Origin of the sequence: Aeromonas sp. CU5, from assembly GCF_002586745.1 — a bacterium.
Lineage (GTDB): Bacteria > Pseudomonadota > Gammaproteobacteria > Enterobacterales > Aeromonadaceae > Aeromonas > Aeromonas sobria.
In genome coordinates this window covers 3,254,204-3,279,877 of record NZ_CP023817.1, presented here as the reverse complement: position 1 = coordinate 3,279,877, position 25,674 = coordinate 3,254,204, and the positions used below count along the sequence as shown (strand labels likewise).

The following is a 25,674-nucleotide window of genomic DNA, read 5'->3' as shown; positions in this document are numbered from 1 at the left end:
GGCTCTGATCCCTGCCATTATCGTACTGTGTTCAAGGGGATACCGGCAGGTCTATACTGGATAGACCTTGTTGTGTGAGCTTGACCAACATGTCGCGACTGCTGTTCTGCCTCTTCTTATTGTTCCCTTCTGTTTTGCTGGCCGCAACCCGTTACACCTATGTCAGCCCGGAGAGCGAGCGGGACCCGCGTACCACCTATGACCGGGAGTTGCTGCGCCTCGCCCTCGACAAGACCCGCGATCAGTTTGGTGACTATCTGCTGGAGCCTGCGCCGCCCATGACCAAGGCGCGCGAGCGGCTCAGCCTGCAGCTCGACAGTTTTCCCAACTTCTTTGTGATGGACAGCTACAGCCGGACCCGCGAGCGGTTGGGGTTGGCCTATGTCCGCTTTCCCATCCATCTGGGCATCGTCAGTTACCGGATCTGTTTTGTCAGCCCGCAGCAACAGGCGGCAGTGGCCAGGGTGACCGACCTCAAGGGGCTGCGTCAGTTTACCTTCGGTCAGGGTAGGGGGTGGCTGGATGTGGATATCTTGCGTCACGCCGGGCTCGAAGTGGTGGATATCGAGGGATATGAGCTGCTGTTCAAGATGGTGGCGCGTGGCCGTTTCGATCTCTTCTGTCGCGGGGTGAGCGAGCTGCGCAGCGAGCAGCTCACTCATCAGGAGATTGAGGGGCTCAAGGTCGATGATGCCCTGATGCTCTACTACCCCTTACCGCGGGTCTTCTACACCAACCCCAACAATCGCGAGGCGCTCAAGCGGGTCGAGCAGGGGTTGCAGTTGGCGTGGCAGGATGGCTCGCTCCAGGCGCTGTGGCGCAAGAGCTTTGGCCCGGCCATCGCCTTTGCCAAGCTGCCAGAGCGACGCCTCATTCGGCTGGAAAACCCCTTTCTCAAGGGAATAAGCTTCGATTACCGCCCCTACTTCTACAATCCGCAAACCGATCGCTTCGGCGATCAGTGAGGCTGCTGCCGCTGGCGGCAGAGGGCCAGCCAGGCTTCGGCTGTGCGCGACAGATAGCGCTCGCTCGGCCAGATCACCCCGAGTTGCCAGCTCAGTTCGGGCTCCAGCGGCCGCAGTACCAGCCCGTCCGGGGTCAGCCGGTTGCAGACCGGCTCCGGTAAAAAGGCGATCCCCATGCCGCTGCGCACCATGGCGGTGAGAAAATCCCACTGGCTGCTGCGCGCCGCCACTTGCGGCACAAAGCCCGCGTTCTGACATGCCTGCTCCAGTCGCTCGCTCAGGGTGAAGGCCTGGGTATAGAGCAGGAAGGGCTCCTCCTGCAGGGACTCCAGTCGCAACGGCGTATCGCCGCGCCAGCGGGGTTGATCCGGCAGTACCACCCTAATCGGGTATTGATCCAGCTCCAGTGCGCTGAGGGCGCCCCCCTCTTTGGTCGGCAGCATGGTAATGGCGAGATCCAGCTCCCCCTCCAGCACCGCCTGTTCGATGCGGCGACCGCCGTACTCCACCAGCGTCAGCTCCACCTTGGGATAGCGGGTGCGATAGGCGCGGATCAGATCCGCATAGACGTGGCCGACCATGGGGGGAATGCCGAGGGTGAGGCGACCGTGTTGCAGGCTCTGCAGATCCGCCAGTTCCGCCTCCAGCTGCTGCATCTCCGCCAGGATGGTCTGGGCCCGGTTGAACAGCACCTGGCCGCTGTCGGTCAGGGTGAAGCGGCGTCCCTCCCGGTTGAGCAGGGGTTGGCCCAGCTCCTCCTCGATATTGCGGATCATCTTGCTGATGGTGGGCTGGGTGACAAACAGTTTTTCAGAGGCGCGGGTAAAGCTCTGCTCTCGCACCAGCTCGACAAAATAGCGCAGGGCGCGAATATCCATGGACTCTCTCGACTCGTGTTGGCGGGTACGGGATTAAGTATGCCTATTTGGCATGAATTCGATAATTTTAATTCATTTCTGGCAGGTTTTGCTCAACTCTATACTGTGAGCCGGTTCACAGAAAGACGATGATCATGAAAGCCCTCTGCTTGCGCTGGTTACAGACTCCCTTCCAGATTGTGTTGCTGGCAGCCATCTGGCTGTTGGCCGATACCGCGGTGCGCACCCTTCATCTGCCACTCCCGGCCAACCTTACCGGCATGCTGTTGCTGCTGGCCTGCATCCTGCTCGGGGTGGTCAAGGTCGAGTGGTTCCGTGCCGGGGCCCGCTGGCTGCTTGCGGAGATGTTGCTGTTCTTCGTTCCTGCCGTGGTGGCGGTGGTCAACTATCAGGATCTGCTGTTGCAGGAGGGGTGGCGGATCATGGTGGTGCTGCTGGTGAGCACCACGCTAGTGCTGGGCACCACAGCGCTGGTGGTGGATCGGGTCTATCGCCTTGAACTGAAACTGGCCCGCCGGAGTCGCCGTCATGTCTGATACCCTGCTCGGGCTGCTCTGTTTCGCCCTGACCCTGATCTTCTACTACGCCAGCAAGTGGCTCTACGGCAAAAAGCGCATCCTGCCGCTGATGCCCCTGCTGCTGGCACCGACCCTGCTGGTGGCGGTGGTGTTGCTGTTCCACATCCCTTATCAGGATTACATGGCCGAGTCCCACTGGTTGCTCTGGCTGTTGGGCCCGGCCACCGTGGCCTTTGCGGTGCCGGTCTACGAGAACCGCCAGCTCATTCGTCGCCACTGGCTGTCGCTGTCGGTGGGGGTGGTCGCCTCGGTCATCATGGCGGTTGGTAGCACAGTGCTGCTGGCGCGCTGGCTGGATCTCTCCGACATGCTGCAACGCAGTCTGGCGATGCGCTCTATCACCACCCCCTTTGCGGTGGAGGCGACCCGTGCCATCGGTGGCCAGAGCGATCTCACTGCGCTGTTTGTGGTGCTGACCGGAGTGATCGGCATGGCAGTGGGGGAGAGCGTGCTCACCGTGCTGGCCATTCGCAGCCGCCTCGGCAAAGGGGCGGGGTTTGGTGCCTCGGCCCACGGCGCCGGTACCGCCAAGGCCTATCAGATGGGTAACGAAGAGGGGGTGGTCTCCAGCATGGTGATGATGATCGCTGGTATGGTGACCGTGCTGCTGGCGCCCCTGCTGGGGCGGGTGTTCTGGTAATTCCCAATAGCGGCTGGCGCACTACACTCAAACCATCAGGTTGTATGGATACTGTTTATGACTCCTTGCTGGCGCTTGCTATTTTGCTTGTTGGGTGGCGTTTTGTTACCAATGCCAGCCCTGCAGGCCGCCGCTATTTTTACTCATCCCAGCCCTGAAAGTGATCAGGATAAACGGGCACTCTACTACCGTGATTTGCTGCAGCTGGCGCTGGAGAAAACCCTCGATAGCCATGGTGACTACCAGTTGCGGCCTGCCCCGCAGATGAACCGGGTTCGACTTCGTCTTGAAGTCCGGCTGGGCACTTATCCCAACTTCTTCTCGGCTGATAGCCAGCGCACCCCTGATGAAATGCTATTCCTTGATTATGTGCCTTTCCCCGCCGAGCTTGGCATCCTGGGTTATCGCATCTGTTTTGTCAGCCCCCAGCGGGAGCGTGAGGTCGCCAATATCACCCGATTGGAGCAGTTACAAGCACTGCAGCATGGACAGGGACGTGGCTGGCAGGATGTGTTTATTTTGCGCCATGCGGGTATGCAGGTGCAGGAGGTAGACAGTTATGAGCGGTTGTTCAAGTTAGTGTCGCGCGGGCGGATAGACCTGTTTTGCCGTGGCGCCAACGAGCTGTATACCGAGCTGGAGCAGCGCCCGGAGCTTGGGCTGCGGGTCGACAAGCAGGTGCTGATCCATTACCCCTTTCCCCATCTTTTCTACACCAACAAGGATAACAAGCAGGGGGTTATTCGTATTACCAAGGGGCTGCAATTAGCCTGGCTTGATGGATCTTTGCAAAAGCTCTGGGCGAGTTACTTCAGATCCGGCCTTGAGCGAGCCAATTTGCCAGCCCGTCAGCTGTTTGAGCTGGAAAATCCGCTATTAACCCCCCTCGGCGTTGACCTTACCCCCTACCAGTATGACCCCATTCGTCAGCAATTCGGCAAGTCGACGCCCTGAGCGAGCAGGCAAAGAAAGGGGAACCTCACGGTTCCCCTTTTGCATGCCTGAGTAGCGGCAAGAGCTTACAACATCTGCTTGAGGCGATAGAGCAGGTCGAGCGCCTGACGGGGGGTCAGCTCGTCCGGGTGCACCCCTGCCAGCTCTTCCACTACCGGATGAGGTCGCGGGGCGAGGGTCACCGGGGCCGGGCGGCGTTCACCGTCGGCGACCGGGGTGGCGCTTTCCAGCTCGTGCAGTTTGTGACGGGCCTGCTGGATCACCGATTTCGGTACCCCCGCCAGTGCGGCGACTTGCAGACCGTAGGAACGGCTGGCCGCCCCCTCCTGCACCGCATGCATAAAGGCGATGGTGTCGCCGTGCTCCACCGCATCCAGATGGACGTTGGCCAGCCCCTCCATCAGCTCCGGCAAGCGGGTCAGCTCGAAGTAGTGGGTGGCGAACAGGGTGTAGGCGCCAATCTTGCTCGCCAGTTGCTCGGCGCAGGCCCACGCCAGCGAGAGGCCGTCGTAGGTGCTGGTGCCGCGGCCAATCTCGTCCATCAACACCAGACTGCGGGCGGTGGCGTTGTTGAGGATGTTGGCGGTCTCGGTCATCTCCACCATAAAGGTGGAGCGGCCGGAGGCGAGATCGTCCGACGCCCCGATCCGGGTGAAGATGCGGTCGATGGGGCCGATGCGAGCGCTGTCGGCGGGCACGAAGGCGCCGATATGGGCCAGCAGCACGATCAGCGCGGTCTGGCGCATGTAGGTGGATTTACCGCCCATGTTGGGACCGGTGATGATCAGCATCCGGCGGCTACGCTGCAAATTGATCGGGTTGGCGATAAAGGGATCGTTCATCACCTGTTCAACGACCGGATGGCGGCCCGCTTCGATCAGGATCTGCTCCTCATCGATCAGGGTGGGGCAACGGTAGTCGAGGCTCTCGGCCCGCTCCGCCAGATTGGCCAGCACGTCCAGTTCCGCCAGTGCGGCGGCCGATTCCTGCAGCTCGCCGAGGTGAGGCAGCAGGCTGTCGAGCAGCTCTTCGTAGAGCCGCTTCTCCAGCGCCAGCGCCTGGGACTGGGCGGTGAGCACCTTGTCCTCGTACTTTTTCAGCTCGTCGATGATGTAGCGTTCGTTGTTCTTGAGGGTCTGGCGGCGGATGTAGTGGGCTGGCACCAGATGGCTGTTGGCGCGACTCACTTCGATGTAGAAGCCGTGTACCCGGTTGTAGCCCACCTTGAGGGTGTTGATGCCGGTCAGCAGTTTTTCCCGCTCCTCGATACGGGCGAGGCTGGCAGTGGCCCCGTCGGCCAGATCCCGCAGCTCGTCCAGCTCCTGATTGAAGCCGTCACGGATGACGCCGCCATCGCGGATCAGCACCGGCGGCACCTCCATTACCGCACGCTCCATCAGATCGAGCAGCTCGGGGAAGGTGCTGGCGCGCTCGGCCAGCTGCTGCACCGCTTCGTGTTGGTTGTCCGCCAGCAGGCGCTGCAACTCGGGCAACTGGGCGAAGGCCTGACGCAGGCGGGTCAGGTCGCGCGGACGGGCCGAACGCAGGGCGAGACGGGCCAGCACCCGTTCCACATCGCCGACTTGGCGCAGCAGACCGCCCAGCTCGTCGTAGAGGTTCTGCTCGATGAGCTCCTTGATGGTGCTCTGGCGACCTTTCAGGATAACCCGATCGCGGATCGGCTGGTGGATCCAGCGCTTGAGCAAGCGGCTGCCCATGGGGGTAGCTGTGCGATCCAGCACCTCGGCCAGGGTATTTTCATAGCCACCGGCCAGATTCTGGGTCAGCTCCAGATTGCGGCGGGTGGCGGCATCCATGATGACAGCATGATCGGGTTGCTCGAGGCGCACGCTGCGGATGTGGGGCAGGGCGGTGCGCTGGGTGTCTTTCACGTACTGCATGAGGCAACCGGCGGCGCACAGGGCAGTCTCGCTCTTGTCGACGCCAAAGCCCACCAGATCCTGGGTGCCGAATTGCTGGCACAAGAGCTTGCGGGCGGTGCCGAGCTCAAACTCCCACTCGGGGCGGCGACGCAGGCCGCTGCGACCCTCGACATGGTGCAGGAACTCGAACGATTCGGGATAGAGCAGCTCGGCCGGATTGGTGCGTTGTAGCTCCGCCAGTAACGTCTCTTCCTTGTCGAACTGGTTGATGAAGAAGCGGCCGGAGCCGATGTCCATGGTGCCATAGCCGAAGCGGCGGCCATCGTGGTAGACGGCGGCGATCAGGTTGTCCTGCCGCTCACTGAGCAGTGCCTCGTCGGAGACGGTGCCCGGGGTGATGATGCGGATCACCTTGCGCTCCACCGGCCCCTTGCTGGTGGCGGGATCTCCCACCTGCTCGCAGATGGCAGCAGATTCGCCGAGCTGCACCAGCTTGGCCAGATACCCTTCGATGGCGTGATAGGGCACCCCCGCCATCGGGATGGGGCTGCCCGCCGACTGGCCGCGCTTGGTCAGGGAGATATCGAGCAGCTGGGAGGCCTTGCGAGCATCGTCATAGAACAGCTCGTAGAAGTCGCCCATCCGGTAGAACAGCAGGATCTCCGGGTTCTCGGCCTTGAGGCCAAGGTACTGCTGCATCATGGGCGTGTGGGCGCTCAGATTGGCGCCGGAAGCGGAGCCTGTGGCGCCGCTGGCTTGGTGTTGTGCGGTCATGTTCTGTTCCAGAAGGGGCCTCTGCGGGCCAGTGTCTGCGGTGATGAGCCTTGAGCTTGATGGCGCCATTCTACACATAAGCGCCGCAGCGGGGGAGCGGGTGTTCCGGGCGCGGCTGCTCTGCAGTATTGAAGGCATGACATCGGAGCGACACCCCATTGCAGCAGGCAAGCGCGGTCTGCCGTGGTTGCGGGCGGCGGTAGCGGGATCGCATAATGTGCCTCTTGAGCGGATCAGCAGGAGTCGTGATGAAACTGGATACAGAGATAGAGCAGCTTGCCATCGAGCTGGGGCAGGCCCTCGGTCAGCGGGGCTGGTTGGCGGCGACCGCCGAATCCTGTACTGGCGGCGGGGTGGCCAGCGCCATCACTGACATCGCGGGCAGCTCCGGCTGGTTCGATCGCGGTTTTGTCACCTACACCAACGAGGCCAAGCAGCAGATGCTGGGGGTGAGCGGCGAGGATCTTGCACAGCATGGCGCGGTGAGCGAAGCCGTGGTGCTGGAGATGGCCCGCGGCGCGCTGGCTCATTCGTCAGCCTCTATCAGCGTTGCCATTAGCGGCATCGCCGGCCCCGGTGGCGCCACTGAGGATAAGCCGGTCGGCACTGTCTGGTTCGCCTGGGCCGATCGCAACGGCCGTCACCACTCCCTGCTCGCCCGTTTCGACGGGGATCGCCGACAGGTGCGCCAGCAGGCGGTGAGACAGGCCTTGTCGGGTCTGTTGGCCCTGCTCAGATAAATTGGGCTTGATACTGTATGAATAGACAGTATACTTAGCCCAACTTCACTTCTTACTCACGATTTCCAGCGGAGATTGGCATGGATCAGAACAAACAGAAGGCACTGGCGGCTGCGCTGGGTCAGATTGAAAAGCAGTTCGGCAAAGGTTCCATCATGCGTCTGGGCGACAGCAAGACCATGGATATCGAAGCCATCTCTACCGGTTCCCTCTCGCTGGACGTGGCGCTGGGCATTGGCGGCCTGCCGTGTGGCCGTATCGTCGAGATCTACGGCCCGGAATCTTCCGGTAAAACCACCCTCACTCTGCAGGTGATCGCGGAAGCCCAGAAGAAAGGCAAGGTCTGTGCCTTTATCGATGCGGAACACGCCCTCGACCCTATCTATGCTGCCAAGCTGGGCGTCAACGTCGACGACCTGCTGATCTCCCAGCCGGATACCGGTGAACAGGCGCTGGAAATCTGCGACATGCTGGTTCGCTCCAATGCCGTTGACGTCATCATCGTCGACTCCGTGGCGGCCCTGACCCCGAAAGCGGAAATCGAAGGGGAGATGGGTGACTCCCACGTCGGCCTGCAGGCCCGTCTGATGTCTCAGGCGCTGCGCAAGCTGACCGCCAACATCAAGAACGCCAACTGCCTGTGCATCTTCATCAACCAGATCCGGATGAAGATCGGCGTCATGTTCGGTAGCCCGGAGACCACCACTGGTGGTAACGCGCTCAAGTTCTACGCCTCCGTGCGTCTGGATATCCGTCGTATCGGCGCTATCAAGGAAGGCGACGAAGTGGTCGGTAACGAGACCCGCGTCAAAGTGGTCAAGAACAAGGTAGCTCCGCCCTTCAAGCAGGCTGAATTCCAGATTTTCTACGGTGTCGGTATCTCCAAAGAGGGCGAGCTGGTGGATCTGGGGGTCAAGCACAAGCTGATCGACAAAGCCGGTGCTTGGTACAGCTACAACGGCGAAAAAATTGGTCAGGGCAAGGCCAACGTGATGAAGCTGTTTGCCGAGAACAAGACGATGGCCGCCGAGATCGAGGTGCGCTTGCGTGAGCTGCTGTTATCCGGTGCGGTTCCCGCCGAAAAGCCGGTGGTGGCTGACGAAGAGCTCGAAGATGAAAGCGAACAAGAGTTCGAGTAAGGTAAAGGAGGCCGGGTTGATACCCGGCCTTGTCATTTATGGTCGATGAATCTCTCCCTGAACCCGTTGAACTCTCCTTTGAAGAGCTGTTTGCTGCCGCCCGCGCTTTTGCCATGCGCAGTCTGGCCCGCCGCGAGAGCGCCGAGTCTGAGCTGGCGAACAGGCTGCGCCAGCAGGGCTTCAAGGAAGAGGTGATTGCGGCGGTGGTCGACTACTGCCGCGGTTACAACTGGGTCAACGACGAACGTTACGGCGGCATGGCGGTGCGGGCCGGTGCGGGCAAGGGGCATGGCCCCATCAAGATCCGCTTCGATCTGCGTCGCAAGGGGCTCGACGATATGCAGATCGATGCCGCCTTCGATCAGCCGGAGCTGGACTGGTTCGAACTGGCGTTTGCCCTGCTCGAACGGCGTGCCCGGGTGGCTGATCTGGGGGATTTCAAGCTGCGGATGAAGTGGCTCAAGTACCTGCTGGGGCGTGGCTTTACCCAGGATCAGGCGCGTTATGCGATCTCAGCCCTGCAAGAGTCGGCCGCAGAGTAACGGGGCCGGTGCCTTGTCCCGTGATGCAAGGTCGTGAGGCGATGTTGTGCCCGCCCTATTCACGGGATGGTGTTGCTGTTTCGGCATCGCGCTGATGGAGAGCCGCAGGTCGTGCCGCTCGTCACGGTTACGGCGTTCCGGCATCTCTCTTTCCTTTTCCTGGCACCATGCAGTGATGCCCCTTATGTTGCCTCTATAGGATTTTTCCAGCCCATTCAGTGGCTTGGATGTCGGGTATGGCAAAAGGCCGACTCTTCCGTGCCACCCGCCTATTTTCCTCTGCTTTTGGCTTGATCTCTGGCTCAAAAAGCCGCTGTTTGCCTCTCTTTTCTCTTCGTATCCGTTTATGCGCGCTTTTTCGCCCGTGACTGGCTGGTACGTTTTACTTTGCCCCGCAGAAAACTTACATTAATGCGATTAAAAGTCCGTATTCGAATCAAGCAGGGTTTTCCATGTATATGTCCACGTCAGAGATACGCGCGGCGTTTCTCGAGTATTTCCGTTCCCAGGAACACCAGGTTGTCTCCTCCAGCTCGCTGGTACCGCATAACGACCCGACTCTGTTGTTTACCAACGCGGGTATGAACCAGTTCAAGGATGTGTTCCTTGGCGCCGAGAAGCGTGCCTACAACCGCGCCACCACGTCCCAGCGTTGTGTCCGTGCCGGTGGTAAACACAATGACCTGGAAAACGTCGGCTATACCGCCCGTCACCACACTTTCTTCGAAATGCTGGGTAACTTCAGCTTCGGCGATTACTTCAAGCATGACGCCATCAAGTTTGCCTGGGCATTCCTGACTGAAGTGCTGCAGCTGCCGAAAGAGCGCCTGTTGGTAACTGTCTACGCGACTGACGATGAAGCGTTCGATATCTGGGAAAAAGAGGTTGGCGTACCGGCCGATCGCATCGTTCGCATCGGTGACAACAAAGGCGCTCCTTATGCGTCCGACAACTTCTGGGCTATGGGTGATACCGGCCCGTGCGGTCCTTGCACCGAGATCTTCTATGACCACGGCGATCACATCTGGGGTGGCCGTCCTGGCTCACCGGAAGAGGATGGCGACCGTTTCATCGAGATCTGGAACGTGGTGTTCATGCAGTTCAACCGTCAGGCTGACGGCACCATGGAGCCGCTGCCCCGTCCGTCCGTGGATACTGGTATGGGTCTGGAGCGTATCTCCGCCATCATGCAGGGGGTGCACTCCAACTACGAAATCGACATCTTCCAGGCGCTGATCAAGAAAGCGGCCGAGATTGTCGGTACCACTGATCTCAGCAACCAGTCTCTGCGCGTCATCGCCGACCACATTCGTTCTTGTGCCTTCCTGATCGCAGATGGCGTGATGCCGTCCAACGAAGGTCGTGGCTATGTGCTGCGTCGCATCATCCGTCGCGCCGTGCGCCACGGTCGCAAGCTGGGCGCTACCGACGTCTTCTTCTTCAAACTGGCTGCCGAGCTGGCGGTGCAGATGAAGGATGTGGCGGGTGAGTTGATCGCCCAGCTGCCGCTGGTCGAGCGCGTGCTGCGCATCGAGGAAGAGCAGTTTGTCCGCACTCTGGATCGCGGTCTGCTGCTGCTGGAAGATGTGCTGGCCAACCTGGGCGACGCCAAAGTCGTGCCGGGTGAGGTGGTGTTCAAGCTGTATGACACCTACGGCTTCCCGGCCGACCTGACTGCTGACGTGGTGCGCGAGCGCGACATCAGCATCGATGAAGAGGGCTTCACCGTCGAGATGCAGAAGCAGCGTGCTCGTGCCAAAGAGGCATCCAGCTTCGGCGTGAACTACAACGAGATGCTCAAGCTCGACTTCGAAACCCCGTTTACCGGTTACCAGAACCTGAGCGAGCGCACCCGTGTGCTCGGCATCTACAAGGGCACCGAAGAGGTGAGCGGCCTGATCGCCGGTGACGAAGCCGTCATCGTGCTGGAGCAGACCCCCTTCTACGCCGAATCCGGTGGTCAGGTTGGCGATAGCGGCACCCTGAAAGTGGACGACGGCATCTTTGCCGTGACCGATACCCTGAAGGCGGGTAAGGCGATCATCCATAAGGGTTACATGGAGCTTGGCACCCTGGAGAAGGGCGCCGAGGTTGAAGCTGTGGTTGATGATGCTCGTCGTCAGGACGTGGCGTTGAACCATTCGGTGACGCACCTGTTGCACGCCGCCCTGCGTCAGTCGCTGGGGGATCACGTGACCCAGAAAGGTTCTCTGGTGGGGGCTGAGCGTATGCGCTTTGACTTCTCTCACTTCGAAGGGCTGACCATGGCGACCATTCGTCGCATCGAAGAGCTGGTCAACGCCCAGATCCGTGCCAACCATGAGATCGACACTCAGGTGATGGATCTGGATGCGGCCAAGTCTGCCGGTGCCATGGCGCTGTTTGGTGAAAAGTACGAAGATGACGTGCGTGTCGTGCGCATGGGCGACTACTCCACCGAGCTGTGTGGTGGTACTCACGCCAAGCGCACCGGTGATATCGGTTTCTTCAAGATTATCGCCGAGAGTGGTATCGCGGCAGGCATTCGCCGTATCGAAGCGGTTACTGGTAAGGGTGCTATCGACTTCATGCACCAGCTGGCCGAGCAGTTTGAAGAGGCTGCTGCGCTGGTGAAAGGCGATCAGTTCTCCATCGGCAGCAAGGTGCGCCAGATGTTGGATAAATCCAAGATGATGGAGCGCGAGCTGGAGCAGCTCAAGGCCAAACTGGCCGCTCAGGCCGGTAGTGACTTGCTGAGCCAGGTGATCGAGATTAACGGTCAGAAAGTACTGATTGCCGCGCTGGAAGGGGCCGATCCAAAAGCCCTGCGCGGCATGCTGGACGAGTTGAAGAATCGGATGAAGTCCGGTGTCGTGCTGCTGGCAACCTGTGCCGATGGTAAGGTCAACCTGATCGCCGGTGTCACCAGCGATTTGACCAGCAAGGTCAAGGCTGGTGAGCTGGTCAATCTGGTTGCCCTGCAGGTGGGTGGCAAGGGCGGTGGCCGTCCGGACATGGCTCAGGCGGGTGGTACTCTGCCGGAAGCTGTGCCTGCGGCGCTGCAATCTGTTCACTCCTGGCTGGAAGAGCGCCTGTAAGCAGGTGAGGTGATCTGTGGCACTCTATGTACAGAAGTACGGCGGCACGTCGGTCGGCACTCTCGAGCGGATCGCGGCGGTAGCGGAGCGGGTTCAACAGACCCGCGCCCAAGGACATGATGTGGTGGTGGTCGTCTCCGCCATGTCGGGCGAAACCAACCGGTTGCTGGGCATGGCCCAGCAACTGGACCCTGATGCCAACCGGCGCGAGATGGATGTGCTGGTCTCCACTGGTGAGCAGGTCACCATAGCGCTGTTGGCGATCGCCTTGAATCAGCGCGGTTGCCCGGCGGTCTCAATGACCGGTGATCAGGTGCGTATTCATACCGATTCCGCCTATGGCAAGGCGCGTATCACCCACATTGACACCGAACGGGTTCAGACTGAGCTGGGGGCGGGCAAGGTGGTGGTGATCGCCGGTTTCCAGGGCCGTGACGAGCATAACGCCATCACCACCCTGGGCCGCGGTGGCTCGGACACCACTGCGGTTGCCGTGGCGGCGGCCATCAAGGCCGATGAGTGCCAGATATTTACCGATGTGGATGGGGTGTACACCACGGATCCGCGCATCGAGCCCAAGGCCCGGCGTCTCGATACCATCACCTTCGAGGAGATGCTGGAGATGGCCAGTCTGGGGGCCAAGGTGCTGCAGATCCGCTCGGTGGAGTTTGCGGGCAAGTACCGCGTCCCGCTGCGGGTGCTGTCGAGCTTTATCGCTGGAGAGGGAACCTTAATCACATATGGAGGTGAAAGGATGGAAGCTCCCCTGGTATCCGGGATCGCTTTTAACCGCAACGAGGCCAGCCTGACCATTCTGGGCGTGCCTGACAGACCAACCGTTGCCGCGCAGATCCTCAATCCGATCAGCGACGCCAACATTGATGTCGACATGATTGTGCAGAACACCCTGGGTGATGGCACTGCCGACTTCACCTTTACGGTGAATCGTGACGACTACCGCCGTGCTCGGGCATTGCTGGAGGAGACTGCCACTGCGCTGGGCGCCTCCTGTGTCCAAGGGAATGGCGAGATAGCCAAAGTCTCCATTGTCGGTGTCGGCATGTGGAACCACCCCGGGGTTGCTCGCACCATGTTCAAGGTATTGGGCGAGGAGGGGATCAACATGCAGTTGATCTCGACCTCTGAAATCAAGATCTCTGTGGTGATTGACGAGAAGTACCTGGAGCTGGCAGTGCGGGCCCTGCACGCGGCTTTCGGGTTGGATCAGGCACCGCAGGAGCAGCCTTTGGGCTAACAATCTCTGATTGATTTAGTTTCAACCATTTACCATATCGGTATCTTTGTAAGATAATGTCGCATATCGATATAAAAACAAAACAAGATACAGGAGCAAGCGAATGCTTATTTTGACTCGTCGTGTTGGGGAAACCCTGATGATTGGTGATGAAGTGACTGTCACCGTATTGGGCGTTAAAGGTAACCAGGTCCGTATCGGTGTCAACGCACCGAAAGAGGTCTCTGTGCACCGTGAAGAGATTTACCAGCGTATCCAGGCTGAAAAAGTGCCGGCACAACCCAACTTCTAAGTAGCGGTTGATGACTGTGACAAGGCGACACCTCATGTGTCGCCTTTTGTTTTTCTGATAGCTGACATTGCCCTGCAACGGGCAAAACGGCGCCCTAAGTAGTGATATTGCTTGAATATTCCACGCTTTGGCCAAATGCTGAGCGAACGCGCTTTTTTATCCAAAAAAGTGTTTGACTAAAAATCCCTGTGAAGTATTATCAGCCCCGCAAACGGAGAGGTGGCCGAGAGGCTGAAGGCGCTCCCCTGCTAAGGGAGTATGCGGCTTATACCCGCATCGGGGGTTCGAATCCCCCCTTCTCCGCCATTTGCGCCCGTAGCTCAGCTGGATAGAGTACCTGGCTACGAACCAGGTGGTCGGAGGTTCGAATCCTCCCGGGCGCACCATATTTAGACTCAAGCAAGAGTCATGTGTTGACCATCAGCAAGTCGGCACTTTGAAAAAGGCTTACTGATAAGTAAGCTTTTTTTATCGTTTTAAAACAGAGCGCCCGTAGCTCAGCTGGATAGAGTACCTGGCTACGAACCAGGTGGTCGGAGGTTCGAATCCTCCCGGGCGCACCATATTTGAAAGCAGTATCAAAAAGTTTGTGAGCGCCCGTAGCTCAGCTGGATAGAGTACCTGGCTACGAACCAGGTGGTCGGAGGTTCGAATCCTCCCGGGCGCACCATTTTTGAAAGTAGTATTAAAAAGTTTGTGAGCGCCCGTAGCTCAGCTGGATAGAGTACCTGGCTACGAACCAGGTGGTCGGAGGTTCGAATCCTCCCGGGCGCACCATATTTGAAAGCAGTACTAAAAAGTTTATGAGCGCCCGTAGCTCAGCTGGATAGAGTACCTGGCTACGAACCAGGTGGTCGGAGGTTCGAATCCTCCCGGGCGCACCATATAGACAGCCTCGACTCAGGTCGGGGCTGTTTTTTTATATGCGAAATTCACCTCTGTGGTGCGGATCTGCTTCCGTGGTGACGGGTCGTTCACCGTACTGTCGATCTGCTCTTGTCATCTCTTCTGCTTCGCTTCCCGCTATTGGGTACCGGTCTTCTGACCATCTCTATCACCGCTTCTGCCTGCGCTCTGTATGTCTGTTACTGCAACGGCGGATAGCGTGCCATGTCATCGCTCAGGGCGGAACAGCCAACTCCTTGTACCACCAGCAGTGGTGTTTTACGGGTAATAAAAAAGGATGCCGCAGCATCCTTTTGACGTGAGAAGGTCAATTCAGCTTTTCAGCCACTTGCGAATGCGGTTGGCATCGCCGATCGGGGTGCGTTTGCCCACCGAGTTGAGTAGCACGATGGCAAGCTCCTGGCGGTCGGGCTTGGCGCGCATCACCAGACAACGGCCCGCTTCATCGGTAAAACCGGTTTTGGAGAGGCGCACATCCCAATCCGGGTTTTTCACCAGCGGGTTGGTGTTGTTGAACATCAGGCTGTAGGCCGGTGAGCTGAACTGCATTTCCCGGTTCTCATCCTGAGTGAACTGGCGGATCAGCGGTTGGCGATAGGCCGCTGCTGCCAGCTTGCCCAGATCCTGGGCGGTAGAGACGTTACGGGTTGAGAGGCCGGTGGAGTCGTAGAAGTGGGTATTGCGCATCCCAAGTTGTCTGGCCTTGTTGTTCATCGCCCGCACAAAGGCACTGCGGCCACCCGGATAGTGACGCGCCAGTGCGGAGGCCATCCGGTTCTCTGAGGACATCAACGCCAGATGCAGCGCATCACGGCGGGTCACCTTGGTGCCCATGCGGATGCGTGAATGGGTGTGTTTGACCCGATCCAGATCGTTCTTGTCAACCGTCAGGGTCTGACTGAGATTCTGTTTGGCATCCAGCACTACCAACGCGGTCATCAGCTTGGTGAGGGAGGCAATGGGGCGCACCTTGGTGGCATTTTTTTGATAGAGGGTCTTGCCCGTGTTGACATCAAGAACCAGCGCGCTGCTGGAGCGAACATCCAGTTTGGCAGGGTTGGGGGCGGCGTTGACCCCAGGCAATCCCAGCATTCCCATCAAGCCGACAACCAGCGCTACTGCGCGAATCCGATACCGCATACAACCGACTCCATTCCCATCCAAAAAAGGCGCTAGATTCACTCATTTTTGCCCCTGCTTTACAAGGGCCTTTCGAGACTATTTATGCTGTTTGCGCAAAAGTGCGATCAAAAAAGCCCTCGGGTGAGGGCTTTTAGGTTTGGGTGACAGATCAATCCCGTGGCTGTACTGCCCTGCGTTTGCTGATCCAGCGCCAGACCAGTGCCACCATGCCACCCACCAGCAGCACTACCGGCAGATAGATGATGATGTTGAGGAACTGGGTCTGGTATTCCGCTGCCAGCTTGGTATGGCTCAGGTAATAACCAAAACCGACCAGCGGGCAGATCCACATGATGGAGCTGATCAGGTTGACGATGAGAAAGCGCCCCTGCGGCAGCTCGGTGGCACCGACGATATAGGGGTAGGCGGTGCGCACGAAGGCGATATAGCGAGCGGTGATCAGGGTGATGATCCCGTACTTGTCCAGCAGGTGGTAAACCTTCTGCTGGTGTCGCTCTTCCACATGGGACATCAGCCGATGGTACATCTGGGTGTGGCCGAGGACGCGCCCTTGCATATAGCCAAGCCAGGTGCCGACAAAGGTGGCCATGATCAACAGCGGGATCACCCCGAGGGACAATACGTCTTGATAAATCAGCACACCGGTGAGGATCAGCAGGCTGTCGCCGGGTAGAAAGGCGGTAGGGATGAATCCGTTTTCCAATACCAGAAACGTCAAAATCACACCACAGATCATGAAGGCCATCTTGGGATCGGAAAGGGTGTTCAGATCATGATTCATAAAGGCGTGAGCCAGTTGGTAAAACTGCTCCATCTTGCAAACTCCGCAGGTTAGCTGGGTTGATCGGTCAAGGGCATGGCAAGCACCTTGTCGATGCGCAGACCATCCATGTCAACTATCTCCAGTTGCCACTGTTCCAGTGTCACCAGATCTCCGGTTTTTGGAACACGACCAAGGAGCAGCATGATAAGCCCTCCAAGGGTGTGATAGTGATGTTTTTCTTCTTCTGGCAGCCGAACCAGCTCCAGGCAGTCCTTCAACTCCGGCAGCGGGATCAGGCCGTCGAGCAGCCAGCTGCCATCGGCACGCTGGAATGCCCAGTTATCAGAGCCATCCTCCTGCTGGAAATCCCCCGCCAGTGCCTCCAGCAGATCTTGTTGGGTGACCAGACCTTGCAGCTCGCCATATTCATCAACCACCAGCACCATGTGCTCGGCATGGGAACGATAATGGTTGAGCAGCTCCAGGCCGTCCAGGGTCTCGGGCAGCAGGCTACCCTCCTCGGTCAGGGCCGCCAGATCGATGGGCTCGCCCTTGATATAGGCCAGCAGCAGGGTGTTCACGTTGATGATCCCCACCAGCTCCGACAGGCTGCCATTGCAGACCGGGAAGAAGTTGTGGCGGTACTCCACCAGTCGTTGCAGGTTGACCGCCAGCGGTTGGGCCAGATCCAGATAGTGGATATCGCTGCGTGGCACCATCAGTGAGGAGAGGCTGCGCTCGTCAAGCCGAAACACGTTGCGCAGCATAGTGTGCTCGTGGTCTTCGATCACCCCGGCTTCGGACCCTTCCACCAGCATGGCGTGGATCTCCTCCTCGGTGACGTTGCTATTGCCATTCTGGTTGACCCGCAGCAGCCGCAGGCCGGCATTGGTCGAGGCTGACAGCAGCCAGACGAAGGGGCGGGTCAGGGTGGCGAGCCAGTGCATGGGGCGAGCCACCAGACAGGCGATGCGCTCGGCATTCAGCTGCCCCAGCCGTTTGGGCACCAACTCCCCCACCACGATGGAGAGGTAGGTGACAACCACAATGACGATAACGGTAGCGAGCAGGCCGCTACTTTTAGCCGAGAGTCCCCACTCCTGCAGCCAGAGCGAGAAGGGCTGCGCCAGCAGGGACTCACCATAGATACCGTTGAGCAGGCCGATACTGGTGATGCCGATCTGCACAGCGGAGAGAAAGTTGGTTGGATCTTCGCCCAGCTTGAGGGCGATAGCGGCGGAACGGTTGCCTTCACTGGCAAGCTTGCCAAGGCGCGCTTTGCGAGCGGTGACAATGGCGATTTCTGACATGGCAAAAATGCCATTAAGCAAAATCAATCCCAACAGGATCAAGATTTCCATACTGCAGTCGTGCCTCTTAGAGAGAGAGAAGATCGTGGGCAGTGTAATGAATTTGGCGCAGATGTGCTTGTGAAAGCAGGTGTTGCAGCGGGTTCATTTTATGACGTTGACTAAGCATGGCTGACAGAGATGATCCGGATGGGGTGGGCTGATGCAAAAGGGCGGGAAATCCCGCCCTTGGTATGGTCTGTCAGGCTGATCTGATCAGAACTGCTGGAACCAGCGCTGGATCTGGGCTGGATCCTTGCTCTGGGTCAGAGAGAGCATCAGCAGGATGCGGGATTTTTGCGGGTTGAGGGTGCCAGAGGCTACAAAGCCGTATTTGGCATCGTCGATCTCGGCATCCAGAGTGGTGGCGCCAGTCGGTACACGGGCAGAGCGCACCACGCGGATACCATCCTTGCTCGCCTGGGTCAGGGTATCGAACAGGGTGTGGTAGAGGTTGCCGTTACCCACGCCAGCACTGACGATGCCGTCGAACTTAGCATCTACCATTGCCTTGGCCGGCAGATCGGTGGCGTTGGCATAGTTGTAGACGATGCCCACTTGCGGCAGCTTGTCGAGCTTGCTCACGTCAAACGGCGTTTTGCTGGTGTGCAGGCGGGCCGGTGTGCGCTGATAGTCGATCTTGCCGTTGTGGATGTAACCCAGCGGGCCGAAGTTTGGAGAGGCGAAGGTCTGCACCCCGGTGGTGTTGGTTTTGGTGACGTCGCGGGCATCCAGCACGGTGTCGTTCATCGCTACCATCACGCCACGGCCCTTGGAGCTAGGGTCGGAGGCGGTGACCACGGCGTTATAGAGGTTGAGCGGGCCATCGGCACTCATGGCAGTGGAGGGGCGCATGGCGCCAACCAGTACCACCGGCTTGTCGCTCTTGACGGTCAGGTTGAGGAAGTAGGCGGTCTCTTCCATGGTGTCGGTGCCGTGGGTGATGACGATACCGTCCACGTCATCCTTGGCCAACAGCTCGTTGACCCGCTTGGCCAGTTTGAGCCACACCTCGTCGTTCATGTCCTGGGAGCCGATCTTGACCACTTGCTCACCCTGCACATCGGCCACGTTTTTCATCTCGGGCACGGCGGCAATCAGGGTTTCGATGGCGACTTTACCCGCCTCGTAGTTGGATTGGGTGGCAGACTGACCCGCACCGGCGATGGTGCCGCCAGTGGCCAGAATGTGGACGCTGGGCAGGGCCATCGCCATGGGGGAGAGGGTCAGGCCAACAACGGCGGCGAGCAGGGTCTTGCGGATCGGTAAGGTCATGCGGCAAATCCTTCTGATAGGGGAAATTGCAGCGATTTTGCGCTTTCTGTAGCGGTTTGTTGTGATAAAACTCACCAAAAGACAGGTGAGTACAGATTTTTAACCTGTTTTATACCTCTATAGAGATAAATTAACCTGCTTGAAAGCCCTGGGCTTCGATCAGGGCGATCAGTGCTGCTTTGCTCAGATCACTTTCGATAACGGCCTTGCTGCTGGCAAAATCGACGGTAGCCGTAGCGACCGCGCTCTGGGCCAGCAGGGCTTTTTGCAGGCTGGCGGCGCAGCCACCACAGGACATGCCGGACACGGTGAGTTCGATGGTCATGGTGTATCTCCTCTGTTGATGAACGCCAGCCTAAAGCTGCCGCCTCCGGCAAGGTCAAGATGTCAGTACATCAAGCCCGGATAGTTCATCAGGGTTGCCCCCAGACTTGCAGTGACCTGCGAGTCCAGGGTCGTGGTGGCGATGATGAGAGTGCCTGCACGTAGCCGACTCCGGCAAGGCAAAGATATCAGTACATCAAGCCCAGATAGTTCATCAGGGTTGCCCCCAGACTGGTGGTGACCAGTGAGCCGAGAGTCGTGACGGCAATGATATTGGCTGCCAATGCACTGTCGCCCCCCATGGCACGGGTCATCACATAGCTGGCGGCGGCGGTCGGGGTGGCGCTGATCAGAAACAGGATGCCGAGCTCCAGATGGCTGAAGCCGAGCAGGGCCGCCCCCATGGTGAAGGCGGCCGGGATCAGGCACAGGCGCATCACCGCAGCCCAGCCAGCCAGCGCTGCCCCACCGCGCAGGGCGTCGAGGCTGAGGGAGGCGCCGGTGCAAAGCAGCGCCAGCGGCAGCGTCATGTTGGCGAAGTAGCTGCCGGTGGTGAGCAGCAGTTGCGGCATCTTGATGTCGAGCAGGCTGAATGGCAGCGCCGCCACAATGGCGATGATCAGCGGATTCTTGATGATGCCGAGCAGGATGGGGCGGATACCGGTGGCGCCGCCTAGGCTGCGGGTGAGGGTGATCACCGCGAGAATGTTGTAGAGCACGGTCACCGCGCCTACATAGAAGGCCGCCGCCCCCAGCCCATCATGGCCGTAGGCGTTTTGCACATAGGCGAGCCCGATGATGGCGCTGTTGCCGCGAAAGCTCCCCTGCACGAAGATGCCGCGCAGCCGCTGCGCCGTGATAAAACGCCCTGCCAGCAGCTCCAGCAGCAGGTAGCTGATGACGGTGGCGAGCAAGCCATAGCCGATAAACCAGAGGCTCGGCATGGTGGCGAAGTTGGTACCCAGAATGCTGAGAAAGAGCAAGGCGGGCAGAGTGACTTGAAACACCAGCCGGGAGGCCGACTCGATAAAAGGATCTGGCAGTAATCCCAGCCGCTTGAGCAAGATGCCGAGCAGCAGCACCACGCAGATGGGGCCGGTGATGGAGAGGGAGAAGAGCAGACTGGCCAGCAGATCCATGATAGCGTCCTGTGCTGTGCCCACACGCCCTGGTGGCGGGGCAAGAGTGCATTCTAACGCCATGGGCTTGTATTCACAGGGGTTAATCACAACAATGTGGGCAATTCCACCGCCTAGCCTCCTGTGAGCCAATTCATGGACAAGAAACTGACCATCCTCGATATCGCCCGACTGAGTGGCGTCGGCAAGTCGACCGTCTCCCGGGTGCTTAATCAGGATCCCAAGGTGAAGCAGGAGACCCGCGAGCGGGTGGAGCAGATCATCGCCGAGCATGGCTTCGTGCCGAGCAAGTCGGCACGGGCCATGCGCAGCCAGAGCCAGCAGGTGGTGGGGATCATCGTCTCGCGGCTCGACTCCAGCTCGGAGAATCAGGCGGTGCGCGGCATGCTGGAGACCCTCTACCAGCGCGGTTACGACGCTGTGCTGATGGAGAGCAAGTTCTCCCCCGCCAAGGTGCAGGAGCATCTGGCGGTGCTGGAGCGACGCGGGGTGGATGGCATCATCCTGTTCGCCTTCAATGACTTGGACTATGCCGCCATGGCCCCGCTGAAAGATAAGCTGGTGCTGGTCGCCCGTGAATATCCCGATTTCTCCTCGGTCTGCTTCGATGACGCCGGTGCGGTGCGCACCATGCTGGCGCAGCTGGCCAGCCGTGGCGCCCGCGACATCGCCTATCTGGGGGTGGATGCCTCGGATCTCACCACCGGCCAGCGTCGCCTCGACGCCTATCTCGCTTACTGCGCAGAGCAGGGGTTGAGCCCGCGCAGCGCCCTCGGCGATCTCAGCCTGCAGAGTGGCTACCGGCTGGCTGCCGAGCTGCTTACTCCCGCCACCCAGGCGCTGGTTTGCGCCAGCGATACCCTCGCCATCGGTGCGGCAAAATACCTGCAAGAACAAGGACGTAGCGAGGTGCTGGTGAGCGGCCTTGGCAACAACCCCATGCTCAGCTTCCTCTTCCCCAACGCCCTTAGTCTCGATCTGGGCTACAAGGGGGCGGGGGAGCAGGCAGCGCGCCAGCTGCTCGGTCAGATTGAGCAGGCGCAGCCTCCGTTGGTGACCATAGCCCCCTGCCGAACCCTGTGAGCCCCATCACTTCCGACTGAACAAAAAACACACTTTTTGTGACGCTGGCCACGAATTGGGAACGTTCCCATTTCGATCTGGCCAGATTGTCGGCATGCTAAATGGGAACGATACCAAAAACGCTCCGGCCGACAGACTGGCTCAAAAGGGCGATACAGACCACTATTCAATGGCGTCACAGAGGGAAGACCCATGTCCAAGATCAACGCACAACAGCTTGCCACCCTGATCGACAAGATCGGCGGCAAGGAGAACATCGCCACCGTCAGTCACTGCCTGACCCGGTTGCGCTTCGTCCTGAACGATCCGGCCAAAGCCGACAGCAAGGCCATCGAAACCATCCCGGCAGTGAAGGGGAGCTTCACCCAGGGCGGCCAGTTCCAGGTGGTGATCGGCAACGAGGTAGAGCAGTGGTACAAGGCGCTGACCGAAGAGCTTGGCGTCAGCGGCGGCAGCAAGGAGGCCGCCAAGCAGGCTGCCCGTCATAACATGAATCCGCTGGAGCGGGGCATCTCCCATCTGGCGGAGATCTTCGTTCCCTTGTTGCCCGCCATCATCACCGGCGGTCTGATCCTGGGCTTTCGCAACGTCATCGGTGACATCAAGATGTTCGACGATGGCACTCACACCCTCACCGAGATCAGCCAGTTCTGGGCTCAGGTACACGCCTTCCTCTGGCTGCTGGGCGAGGCCATCTTCCACTTCCTGCCGGTGGGCGTCTGCTGGTCTGCGGTGAAGAAGATGGGCGGCTCCGAGATCCTGGGTATCGTGCTGGGGGTGACGCTGGTGTCGCCGCAGTTGATGAACGCCTACGGCATTGGTCAGCAGACCCCCGAGGTGTGGGACTTCGGACTGTTCGTCATCCAGAAGGTGGGTTATCAGGCGCAGGTTATTCCGGCGCTGCTGGCGGGGGTATTCCTGGCCTGGGTGGAGACCAACCTCAAGCGGATCATTCCGGCCTACCTCTATCTGGTGATTGTGCCGTTTGTCTCGCTGCTGCTGGCGGTGATCGTGGCCCACGCCTTTATCGGCCCGTTCGGTCGCTGGATTGGTGAGGGCGTCGGCTTCGCTGCCAAGGCCGCCATGACCGGCTCGTTTGCTCCTATCGGTGCCGCCCTGTTCGGCCTCTTCTATGCGCCGCTGGTCATCACCGGCATCCACCACACCACCAACGCGGTGGATCTGCAGCTGATGCAGAGCATGGGTGGTACGCCGATCTGGCCGATCATTGCGCTCTCCAACATCGCTCAGGCTTCTGCCGTGGTGGGCATCATTCTGATTAGCCGCAAGGAGAACGAGCGGGAGATCTCGGTGCCTGCCGCCATCTCGGCTTACTTGGGCGTGACCGAACCGGCCATGTACGGTATCAACCTCAAGTACAAGTTCCCCATGCTGTGCGCCATGGTGGGTTCCAGCTTAGCGGCCCTTATCTGCGGCTTCGCCGGGGTGATGGCCAACGGCATCGGAGTGGGCGGCCTGCCGGGCATCCTCTCCATCCAGCCGCAATATTGGGCCATCTACTCAGTCGCCATGCTGGTTGCCATCGTGGTGCCGGTGGTACTGACCCTGCTGGTCTACAAGCGCCAGCAAGCCGCTGGCAAGTTGGCCCAAGCCAGCGCCTGAACATAGTTATCAGGGCGACCGATGGGTCGCCCTCTCCATTTTCTATTCGAGACAAGAGAAAGACCCATGAGCCAAACACCCTGGTGGCAGAGTGCCGTGATTTACCAGATCTACCCCAAGAGCTTTCAGGATTCCGCTGCCCGTGGCACCGGTGATCTCAAGGGGATCATGGCCCGCCTCGACTATCTCAAGACGCTGGGCGTTGACGCCCTCTGGCTGACCCCGGTCTACGTTTCCCCGCAGGTGGATAACGGTTACGACATCGCCGACTACTACGCCATCGACCCCGCCTACGGCACCATGGAAGATTTCGAGGCGCTGCTGGCCGCGGCCCACGCGCGCGACATCCGCATCGTTATGGATATCGTGGTGAACCACACCTCCACCGAGCACGCCTGGTTCAAGTCGGCGCTGGGGGACAAGAACAGCCCCTATCGCGACTACTACATCTGGCAGGATCCGGTGGCGGGCGGTGTGCCCAACAACTGGCAATCCAAGTTTGGCGGCAGCGCCTGGGCGCTGGATGAGATTACCGGTCAGTACTACCTGCACCTGTTTGCCCGCGAGCAGGCGGACCTCAACTGGGAGAACCCGGCGGTGCGCGCCGAGGTGAAAAACATCATCCACTTCTGGGCGAAAAAGGGGGTGGACGGTTTCCGCCTCGACGTCATCAACCTTATCTCCAAGGATCAGGCATTCCCCAACGACGAGATTGGCGATGGCCGCTGCTTCTACACCGACGGGCCGCGCATCCACGAATTTTTGCAGGATGTGAGCCGCGATGTGTTCGCCCCGGTGGGGGCCATGACGGTGGGGGAGATGTCATCGACCAGTCTGGAACATTGCCAGCGCTACGGTGCACTGGATGGCTCCGAGCTCTCCATGGTGTTCAACTTCCACCATCTGAAGGTGGATTACCCCAACGGTGACAAGTGGACCAAGGCGCCGTTCGATTTCCTCGAACTCAAGCGCATCTTCAACCACTGGCAGAGCGGCATGCACGGCAAGGGCTGGTCGGCGCTGTTCTGGTGCAACCACGATCAGCCGCGTATCGTCTCCCGCTTCGGCGACGAGGGCGAGCATCGGGTGGTAGCCGCCAAGATGCTGGCCAGCACCTTGCATGGGCTGCAGGGTACCCCCTACATCTATCAGGGGGAGGAGATCGGCATGACCAACCCCGGCTATCAGAGCATCGATGACTATCAGGATGTGGAGAGCCGCAACATCTTCGCCATCAAGCAGGCGGAAGGGATGAACGAGGCCGAGATCCTCGCGATTCTGGGGGCCAAGTCCCGCGATAACTCCCGTACCCCGATGCAGTGGAGCGCCGCGCCTAACGCCGGTTTTACGGCAGGCACTCCTTGGCTCACGCCTGCGGCCAACTACCCCGAGATCAATGCCGAGGCGGCGCTGGCCGACCAGAACTCGGTGTTCTGGCACTATCGGGATTTGATTCGCCTGCGTAAGGATTACCCCATCTTCACGCAGGGGGATTATCAGGAGCTGCTGGCGGGGCATGAGAAAGTCTGGGCCTATACCCGCAGTGCCAACGGCCAGACCCTGCTGGTGGTGAGCAACTTCTACGGCGAGCCGGTGGAGTTTACCTTGCCTGCCGAGCTGCAAACCGGTGAAGGTCGGCTGCTGCTGGGTAACTACCCCGATAGCTCGGTCCAACCGCAATCGGGTATGCTGCGCCCTTATGAATCCCTGATCTGGCTGATGGAGTAGTGGATGAGCGAGGTGATGACGAAGGCGACGGCTGTGGTACGTGGCCCCGAGTGGCAGAAGATGGTGGCGGGGGAGCCTTATGATGCCGGGGATCCCGCGCTGGTTGCTGCACGCGAGCAGTGTCGTGCATTGCTGGGTGAACTGAACCGGGAGTCGACCAATTCCCCTGGGTGGGATGAGCGCCTCACGCGTTTGCTCGGTAGCCGTGCTGAACGCTGTTTTATTACCCCGCCATTTTTTTGCGACTACGGCACCAATATCCATGTGGGGAAGAATTTTTACGCCAACTTTAACTGCACCATCCTCGATGTCTGCGAGGTGCATATCGGTGACAACGTGCTGTTGGCACCCGGTGTGCAGATCTACACTGCGGCCCACCCCGTTGCCGTCGCTCCGCGCATCAAGGGGGTGGAGTTTGGCAAGCCGGTGCGGATTGGGCACAACGTCTGGATTGGCGGCAGCACTGTGATTTGTCCCGGTGTCACTATCGGTGACAACAGCGTCATCGGTGCAGGCTCGGTGGTGACCAAAGATGTGCCCGCCAACGTGGTGGCGGTAGGTAATCCCTGCAAGGTATTGCGGCCCATGACAGCAGAGGAGCTGATGGAGGGGTAAGCTACGGGG

Annotated in this window: 22 protein-coding genes and 6 tRNA genes; 20 read left to right on the top strand and 8 right to left on the bottom strand. The window is 59.6% G+C overall.

The window, feature by feature from the left end; genetic code table 11:
* Positions 1 to 89: 89 nt before the first annotated feature.
* The gene (locus CK911_RS14610) at positions 90 to 965 is read left to right on the top strand and encodes an ABC transporter substrate-binding protein (protein WP_098970840.1); all 876 of its coding nucleotides are present in this window, start codon (positions 90 to 92) and stop codon (positions 963 to 965) included.
* On the opposite strand, the gene CK911_RS14605 is transcribed toward CK911_RS14610, so the two are convergent.
* The gene (locus CK911_RS14605; protein ID WP_098970837.1) at positions 959 to 1,843 is read right to left on the bottom strand and encodes a LysR family transcriptional regulator; all 885 of its coding nucleotides are present in this window, start codon (positions 1,841 to 1,843) and stop codon (positions 959 to 961) included. The genes CK911_RS14610 and CK911_RS14605 overlap by 7 nt on opposite strands.
* A 134-nt stretch (positions 1,844 to 1,977) precedes the next feature.
* Here CK911_RS14605 and CK911_RS14600 point away from each other — a divergent pair, with 134 nt between their 5' ends.
* The 3 genes from CK911_RS14600 to CK911_RS14590 all read left to right on the top strand — a co-directional run bounded on the left by CK911_RS14600 (position 1,978) and on the right by CK911_RS14590 (position 4,015).
* Entirely contained in the window at positions 1,978 to 2,379 is a 402-nt protein-coding gene (locus CK911_RS14600; RefSeq protein WP_033135641.1) for a CidA/LrgA family protein, read from the top strand.
* The gene (locus tag CK911_RS14595) at positions 2,372 to 3,061 is read left to right on the top strand and encodes an LrgB family protein (protein ID WP_098970835.1); all 690 of its coding nucleotides are present in this window, start codon (positions 2,372 to 2,374) and stop codon (positions 3,059 to 3,061) included. Before CK911_RS14600 ends, CK911_RS14595 begins: the two co-directional genes overlap by 8 nt.
* A 111-nt stretch (positions 3,062 to 3,172) precedes the next feature.
* Positions 3,173 to 4,015, top strand: coding sequence for a transporter substrate-binding domain-containing protein (locus CK911_RS14590; protein WP_253860329.1), 843 nt, complete (start codon positions 3,173 to 3,175; stop codon positions 4,013 to 4,015).
* A gap of 65 nt (positions 4,016 to 4,080) precedes the next feature.
* Here CK911_RS14590 and mutS read toward each other — a convergent pair whose 3' ends face one another.
* On the bottom strand, positions 4,081 to 6,600 hold the full coding sequence (gene mutS / locus CK911_RS14585; RefSeq protein ID WP_172954104.1) for a DNA mismatch repair protein MutS: 2,520 nt from the start codon (positions 6,598 to 6,600) through the stop codon (positions 4,081 to 4,083).
* 320 nt (positions 6,601 to 6,920) lie between these two features.
* Between mutS and pncC the strand changes: the two genes are divergently transcribed.
* From pncC to CK911_RS14525, 12 genes are all read left to right on the top strand, one after another.
* Positions 6,921 to 7,412, top strand: coding sequence for a nicotinamide-nucleotide amidase (gene pncC / locus CK911_RS14580; protein WP_098970830.1), 492 nt, complete (start codon positions 6,921 to 6,923; stop codon positions 7,410 to 7,412).
* An 80-nt stretch (positions 7,413 to 7,492) separates the two neighbouring features.
* Entirely contained in the window at positions 7,493 to 8,551 is a 1,059-nt protein-coding gene (recA, locus tag CK911_RS14575) for a recombinase RecA (protein ID WP_068978981.1), read from the top strand.
* Positions 8,552 to 8,589: 38 nt separating this feature from the next.
* Entirely contained in the window at positions 8,590 to 9,093 is a 504-nt protein-coding gene (locus CK911_RS14570) for a regulatory protein RecX (RefSeq protein ID WP_098970828.1), read from the top strand.
* Positions 9,094 to 9,545: 452 nt separating this feature from the next.
* Positions 9,546 to 12,170 (top strand): alanine--tRNA ligase, encoded by a 2,625-nt coding sequence (gene alaS, locus CK911_RS14565; RefSeq protein WP_098970826.1) that lies wholly within the window; start codon positions 9,546 to 9,548, stop codon positions 12,168 to 12,170.
* Positions 12,171 to 12,186: 16 nt separating this feature from the next.
* Positions 12,187 to 13,425: an aspartate kinase gene (locus tag CK911_RS14560; RefSeq protein WP_042021511.1), complete on the top strand. Its 1,239-nt coding sequence runs from the start codon at positions 12,187 to 12,189 to the stop codon at positions 13,423 to 13,425.
* Positions 13,426 to 13,528: 103 nt separating this feature from the next.
* A complete protein-coding gene (gene csrA / locus CK911_RS14555; RefSeq protein ID WP_042021513.1) occupies positions 13,529 to 13,717 on the top strand; it encodes a carbon storage regulator CsrA in 189 nt (62 codons plus the stop codon).
* 213 nt (positions 13,718 to 13,930) lie between these two features.
* Positions 13,931 to 14,023, top strand: a tRNA-Ser gene (locus CK911_RS14550).
* A gap of 3 nt (positions 14,024 to 14,026) precedes the next feature.
* Positions 14,027 to 14,103: transfer RNA gene (locus CK911_RS14545), tRNA-Arg, on the top strand.
* A 100-nt stretch (positions 14,104 to 14,203) separates the two neighbouring features.
* Positions 14,204 to 14,280: transfer RNA gene (locus CK911_RS14540), tRNA-Arg, on the top strand.
* 30 nt (positions 14,281 to 14,310) lie between these two features.
* Positions 14,311 to 14,387 (top strand) — tRNA-Arg (locus CK911_RS14535).
* 30 nt (positions 14,388 to 14,417) lie between these two features.
* Positions 14,418 to 14,494 (top strand) — tRNA-Arg (locus CK911_RS14530).
* 30 nt (positions 14,495 to 14,524) lie between these two features.
* Positions 14,525 to 14,601: transfer RNA gene (locus CK911_RS14525), tRNA-Arg, on the top strand.
* A 334-nt stretch (positions 14,602 to 14,935) separates the two neighbouring features.
* On the opposite strand, the gene pbpG is transcribed toward CK911_RS14525, so the two are convergent.
* From pbpG to CK911_RS14495, 6 genes are all read right to left on the bottom strand, one after another.
* Entirely contained in the window at positions 14,936 to 15,763 is an 828-nt protein-coding gene (gene pbpG, locus CK911_RS14520) for a D-alanyl-D-alanine endopeptidase (protein ID WP_098970824.1), read from the bottom strand.
* 151 nt (positions 15,764 to 15,914) lie between these two features.
* Complete coding sequence (locus tag CK911_RS14515; protein WP_042021519.1) at positions 15,915 to 16,580, bottom strand: DedA family protein; 666 nt, start codon at positions 16,578 to 16,580, stop codon at positions 15,915 to 15,917.
* 17 nt (positions 16,581 to 16,597) lie between these two features.
* On the bottom strand, positions 16,598 to 17,890 hold the full coding sequence (locus CK911_RS14510; protein ID WP_098970822.1) for a hemolysin family protein: 1,293 nt from the start codon (positions 17,888 to 17,890) through the stop codon (positions 16,598 to 16,600).
* 204 nt (positions 17,891 to 18,094) lie between these two features.
* A complete protein-coding gene (ansB, locus tag CK911_RS14505; RefSeq protein ID WP_098970820.1) occupies positions 18,095 to 19,153 on the bottom strand; it encodes an L-asparaginase 2 in 1,059 nt (352 codons plus the stop codon).
* A gap of 130 nt (positions 19,154 to 19,283) precedes the next feature.
* Complete coding sequence (locus CK911_RS14500; protein ID WP_098970818.1) at positions 19,284 to 19,478, bottom strand: heavy-metal-associated domain-containing protein; 195 nt, start codon at positions 19,476 to 19,478, stop codon at positions 19,284 to 19,286.
* A gap of 187 nt (positions 19,479 to 19,665) precedes the next feature.
* Positions 19,666 to 20,616 (bottom strand): AEC family transporter, encoded by a 951-nt coding sequence (locus tag CK911_RS14495; protein ID WP_098970816.1) that lies wholly within the window; start codon positions 20,614 to 20,616, stop codon positions 19,666 to 19,668.
* A gap of 135 nt (positions 20,617 to 20,751) precedes the next feature.
* On the opposite strand from CK911_RS14495, the gene treR reads away from it, so the two are divergent.
* The 4 genes from treR (at position 20,752) to CK911_RS14475 (ending at position 25,665) form a co-directional block, all read left to right on the top strand.
* Complete coding sequence (gene treR / locus CK911_RS14490) at positions 20,752 to 21,699, top strand: trehalose operon repressor TreR (protein ID WP_098970814.1); 948 nt, start codon at positions 20,752 to 20,754, stop codon at positions 21,697 to 21,699.
* A 192-nt stretch (positions 21,700 to 21,891) separates the two neighbouring features.
* Positions 21,892 to 23,322 (top strand): PTS trehalose transporter subunit IIBC, encoded by a 1,431-nt coding sequence (gene treB, locus CK911_RS14485; protein WP_098970812.1) that lies wholly within the window; start codon positions 21,892 to 21,894, stop codon positions 23,320 to 23,322.
* 66 nt (positions 23,323 to 23,388) lie between these two features.
* The gene (gene treC / locus CK911_RS14480; protein ID WP_098970810.1) at positions 23,389 to 25,050 is read left to right on the top strand and encodes an alpha,alpha-phosphotrehalase; all 1,662 of its coding nucleotides are present in this window, start codon (positions 23,389 to 23,391) and stop codon (positions 25,048 to 25,050) included.
* A 3-nt stretch (positions 25,051 to 25,053) separates the two neighbouring features.
* Entirely contained in the window at positions 25,054 to 25,665 is a 612-nt protein-coding gene (locus CK911_RS14475) for a sugar O-acetyltransferase (RefSeq protein ID WP_098970808.1), read from the top strand.
* The last annotated feature ends 9 nt before the right edge of the window (positions 25,666 to 25,674 follow it).

Excerpts from the sequence above, each read along its gene's own strand:
- CK911_RS14570 (WP_098970828.1), top strand. The coding sequence starts at position 8,590 with ATGGTCGATGAATCTCTCCCTGAACCCGTTGAACTCTCCTTTGAAGAG.
- CK911_RS14515 (WP_042021519.1), bottom strand. The coding sequence starts at position 16,580 with ATGGAGCAGTTTTACCAACTGGCTCACGCCTTTATGAATCATGATCTG.
- csrA (WP_042021513.1), top strand. The coding sequence starts at position 13,529 with ATGCTTATTTTGACTCGTCGTGTTGGGGAAACCCTGATGATTGGTGAT.
- treB (WP_098970812.1), top strand. The coding sequence starts at position 21,892 with ATGTCCAAGATCAACGCACAACAGCTTGCCACCCTGATCGACAAGATC.
- CK911_RS14495 (WP_098970816.1), bottom strand. The coding sequence starts at position 20,616 with ATGGATCTGCTGGCCAGTCTGCTCTTCTCCCTCTCCATCACCGGCCCC.
- CK911_RS14500 (WP_098970818.1), bottom strand. The coding sequence starts at position 19,478 with ATGACCATCGAACTCACCGTGTCCGGCATGTCCTGTGGTGGCTGCGCC.
- CK911_RS14610 (WP_098970840.1), top strand. The coding sequence starts at position 90 with ATGTCGCGACTGCTGTTCTGCCTCTTCTTATTGTTCCCTTCTGTTTTG.
- CK911_RS14595 (WP_098970835.1), top strand. The coding sequence starts at position 2,372 with ATGTCTGATACCCTGCTCGGGCTGCTCTGTTTCGCCCTGACCCTGATC.
- CK911_RS14605 (WP_098970837.1), bottom strand. The coding sequence starts at position 1,843 with ATGGATATTCGCGCCCTGCGCTATTTTGTCGAGCTGGTGCGAGAGCAG.
- treC (WP_098970810.1), top strand. The coding sequence starts at position 23,389 with ATGAGCCAAACACCCTGGTGGCAGAGTGCCGTGATTTACCAGATCTAC.
- CK911_RS14475 (WP_098970808.1), top strand. The coding sequence starts at position 25,054 with ATGAGCGAGGTGATGACGAAGGCGACGGCTGTGGTACGTGGCCCCGAG.
- recA (WP_068978981.1), top strand. The coding sequence starts at position 7,493 with ATGGATCAGAACAAACAGAAGGCACTGGCGGCTGCGCTGGGTCAGATT.
- pbpG (WP_098970824.1), bottom strand. The coding sequence starts at position 15,763 with ATGCGGTATCGGATTCGCGCAGTAGCGCTGGTTGTCGGCTTGATGGGA.
- ansB (WP_098970820.1), bottom strand. The coding sequence starts at position 19,153 with ATGACCTTACCGATCCGCAAGACCCTGCTCGCCGCCGTTGTTGGCCTG.
- mutS (WP_172954104.1), bottom strand. The coding sequence starts at position 6,600 with ATGATGCAGCAGTACCTTGGCCTCAAGGCCGAGAACCCGGAGATCCTG.
- CK911_RS14510 (WP_098970822.1), bottom strand. The coding sequence starts at position 17,890 with ATGGAAATCTTGATCCTGTTGGGATTGATTTTGCTTAATGGCATTTTT.
- pncC (WP_098970830.1), top strand. The coding sequence starts at position 6,921 with ATGAAACTGGATACAGAGATAGAGCAGCTTGCCATCGAGCTGGGGCAG.
- CK911_RS14600 (WP_033135641.1), top strand. The coding sequence starts at position 1,978 with ATGAAAGCCCTCTGCTTGCGCTGGTTACAGACTCCCTTCCAGATTGTG.
- CK911_RS14590 (WP_253860329.1), top strand. The coding sequence starts at position 3,173 with ATGCCAGCCCTGCAGGCCGCCGCTATTTTTACTCATCCCAGCCCTGAA.
- treR (WP_098970814.1), top strand. The coding sequence starts at position 20,752 with ATGGACAAGAAACTGACCATCCTCGATATCGCCCGACTGAGTGGCGTC.
- alaS (WP_098970826.1), top strand. The coding sequence starts at position 9,546 with ATGTATATGTCCACGTCAGAGATACGCGCGGCGTTTCTCGAGTATTTC.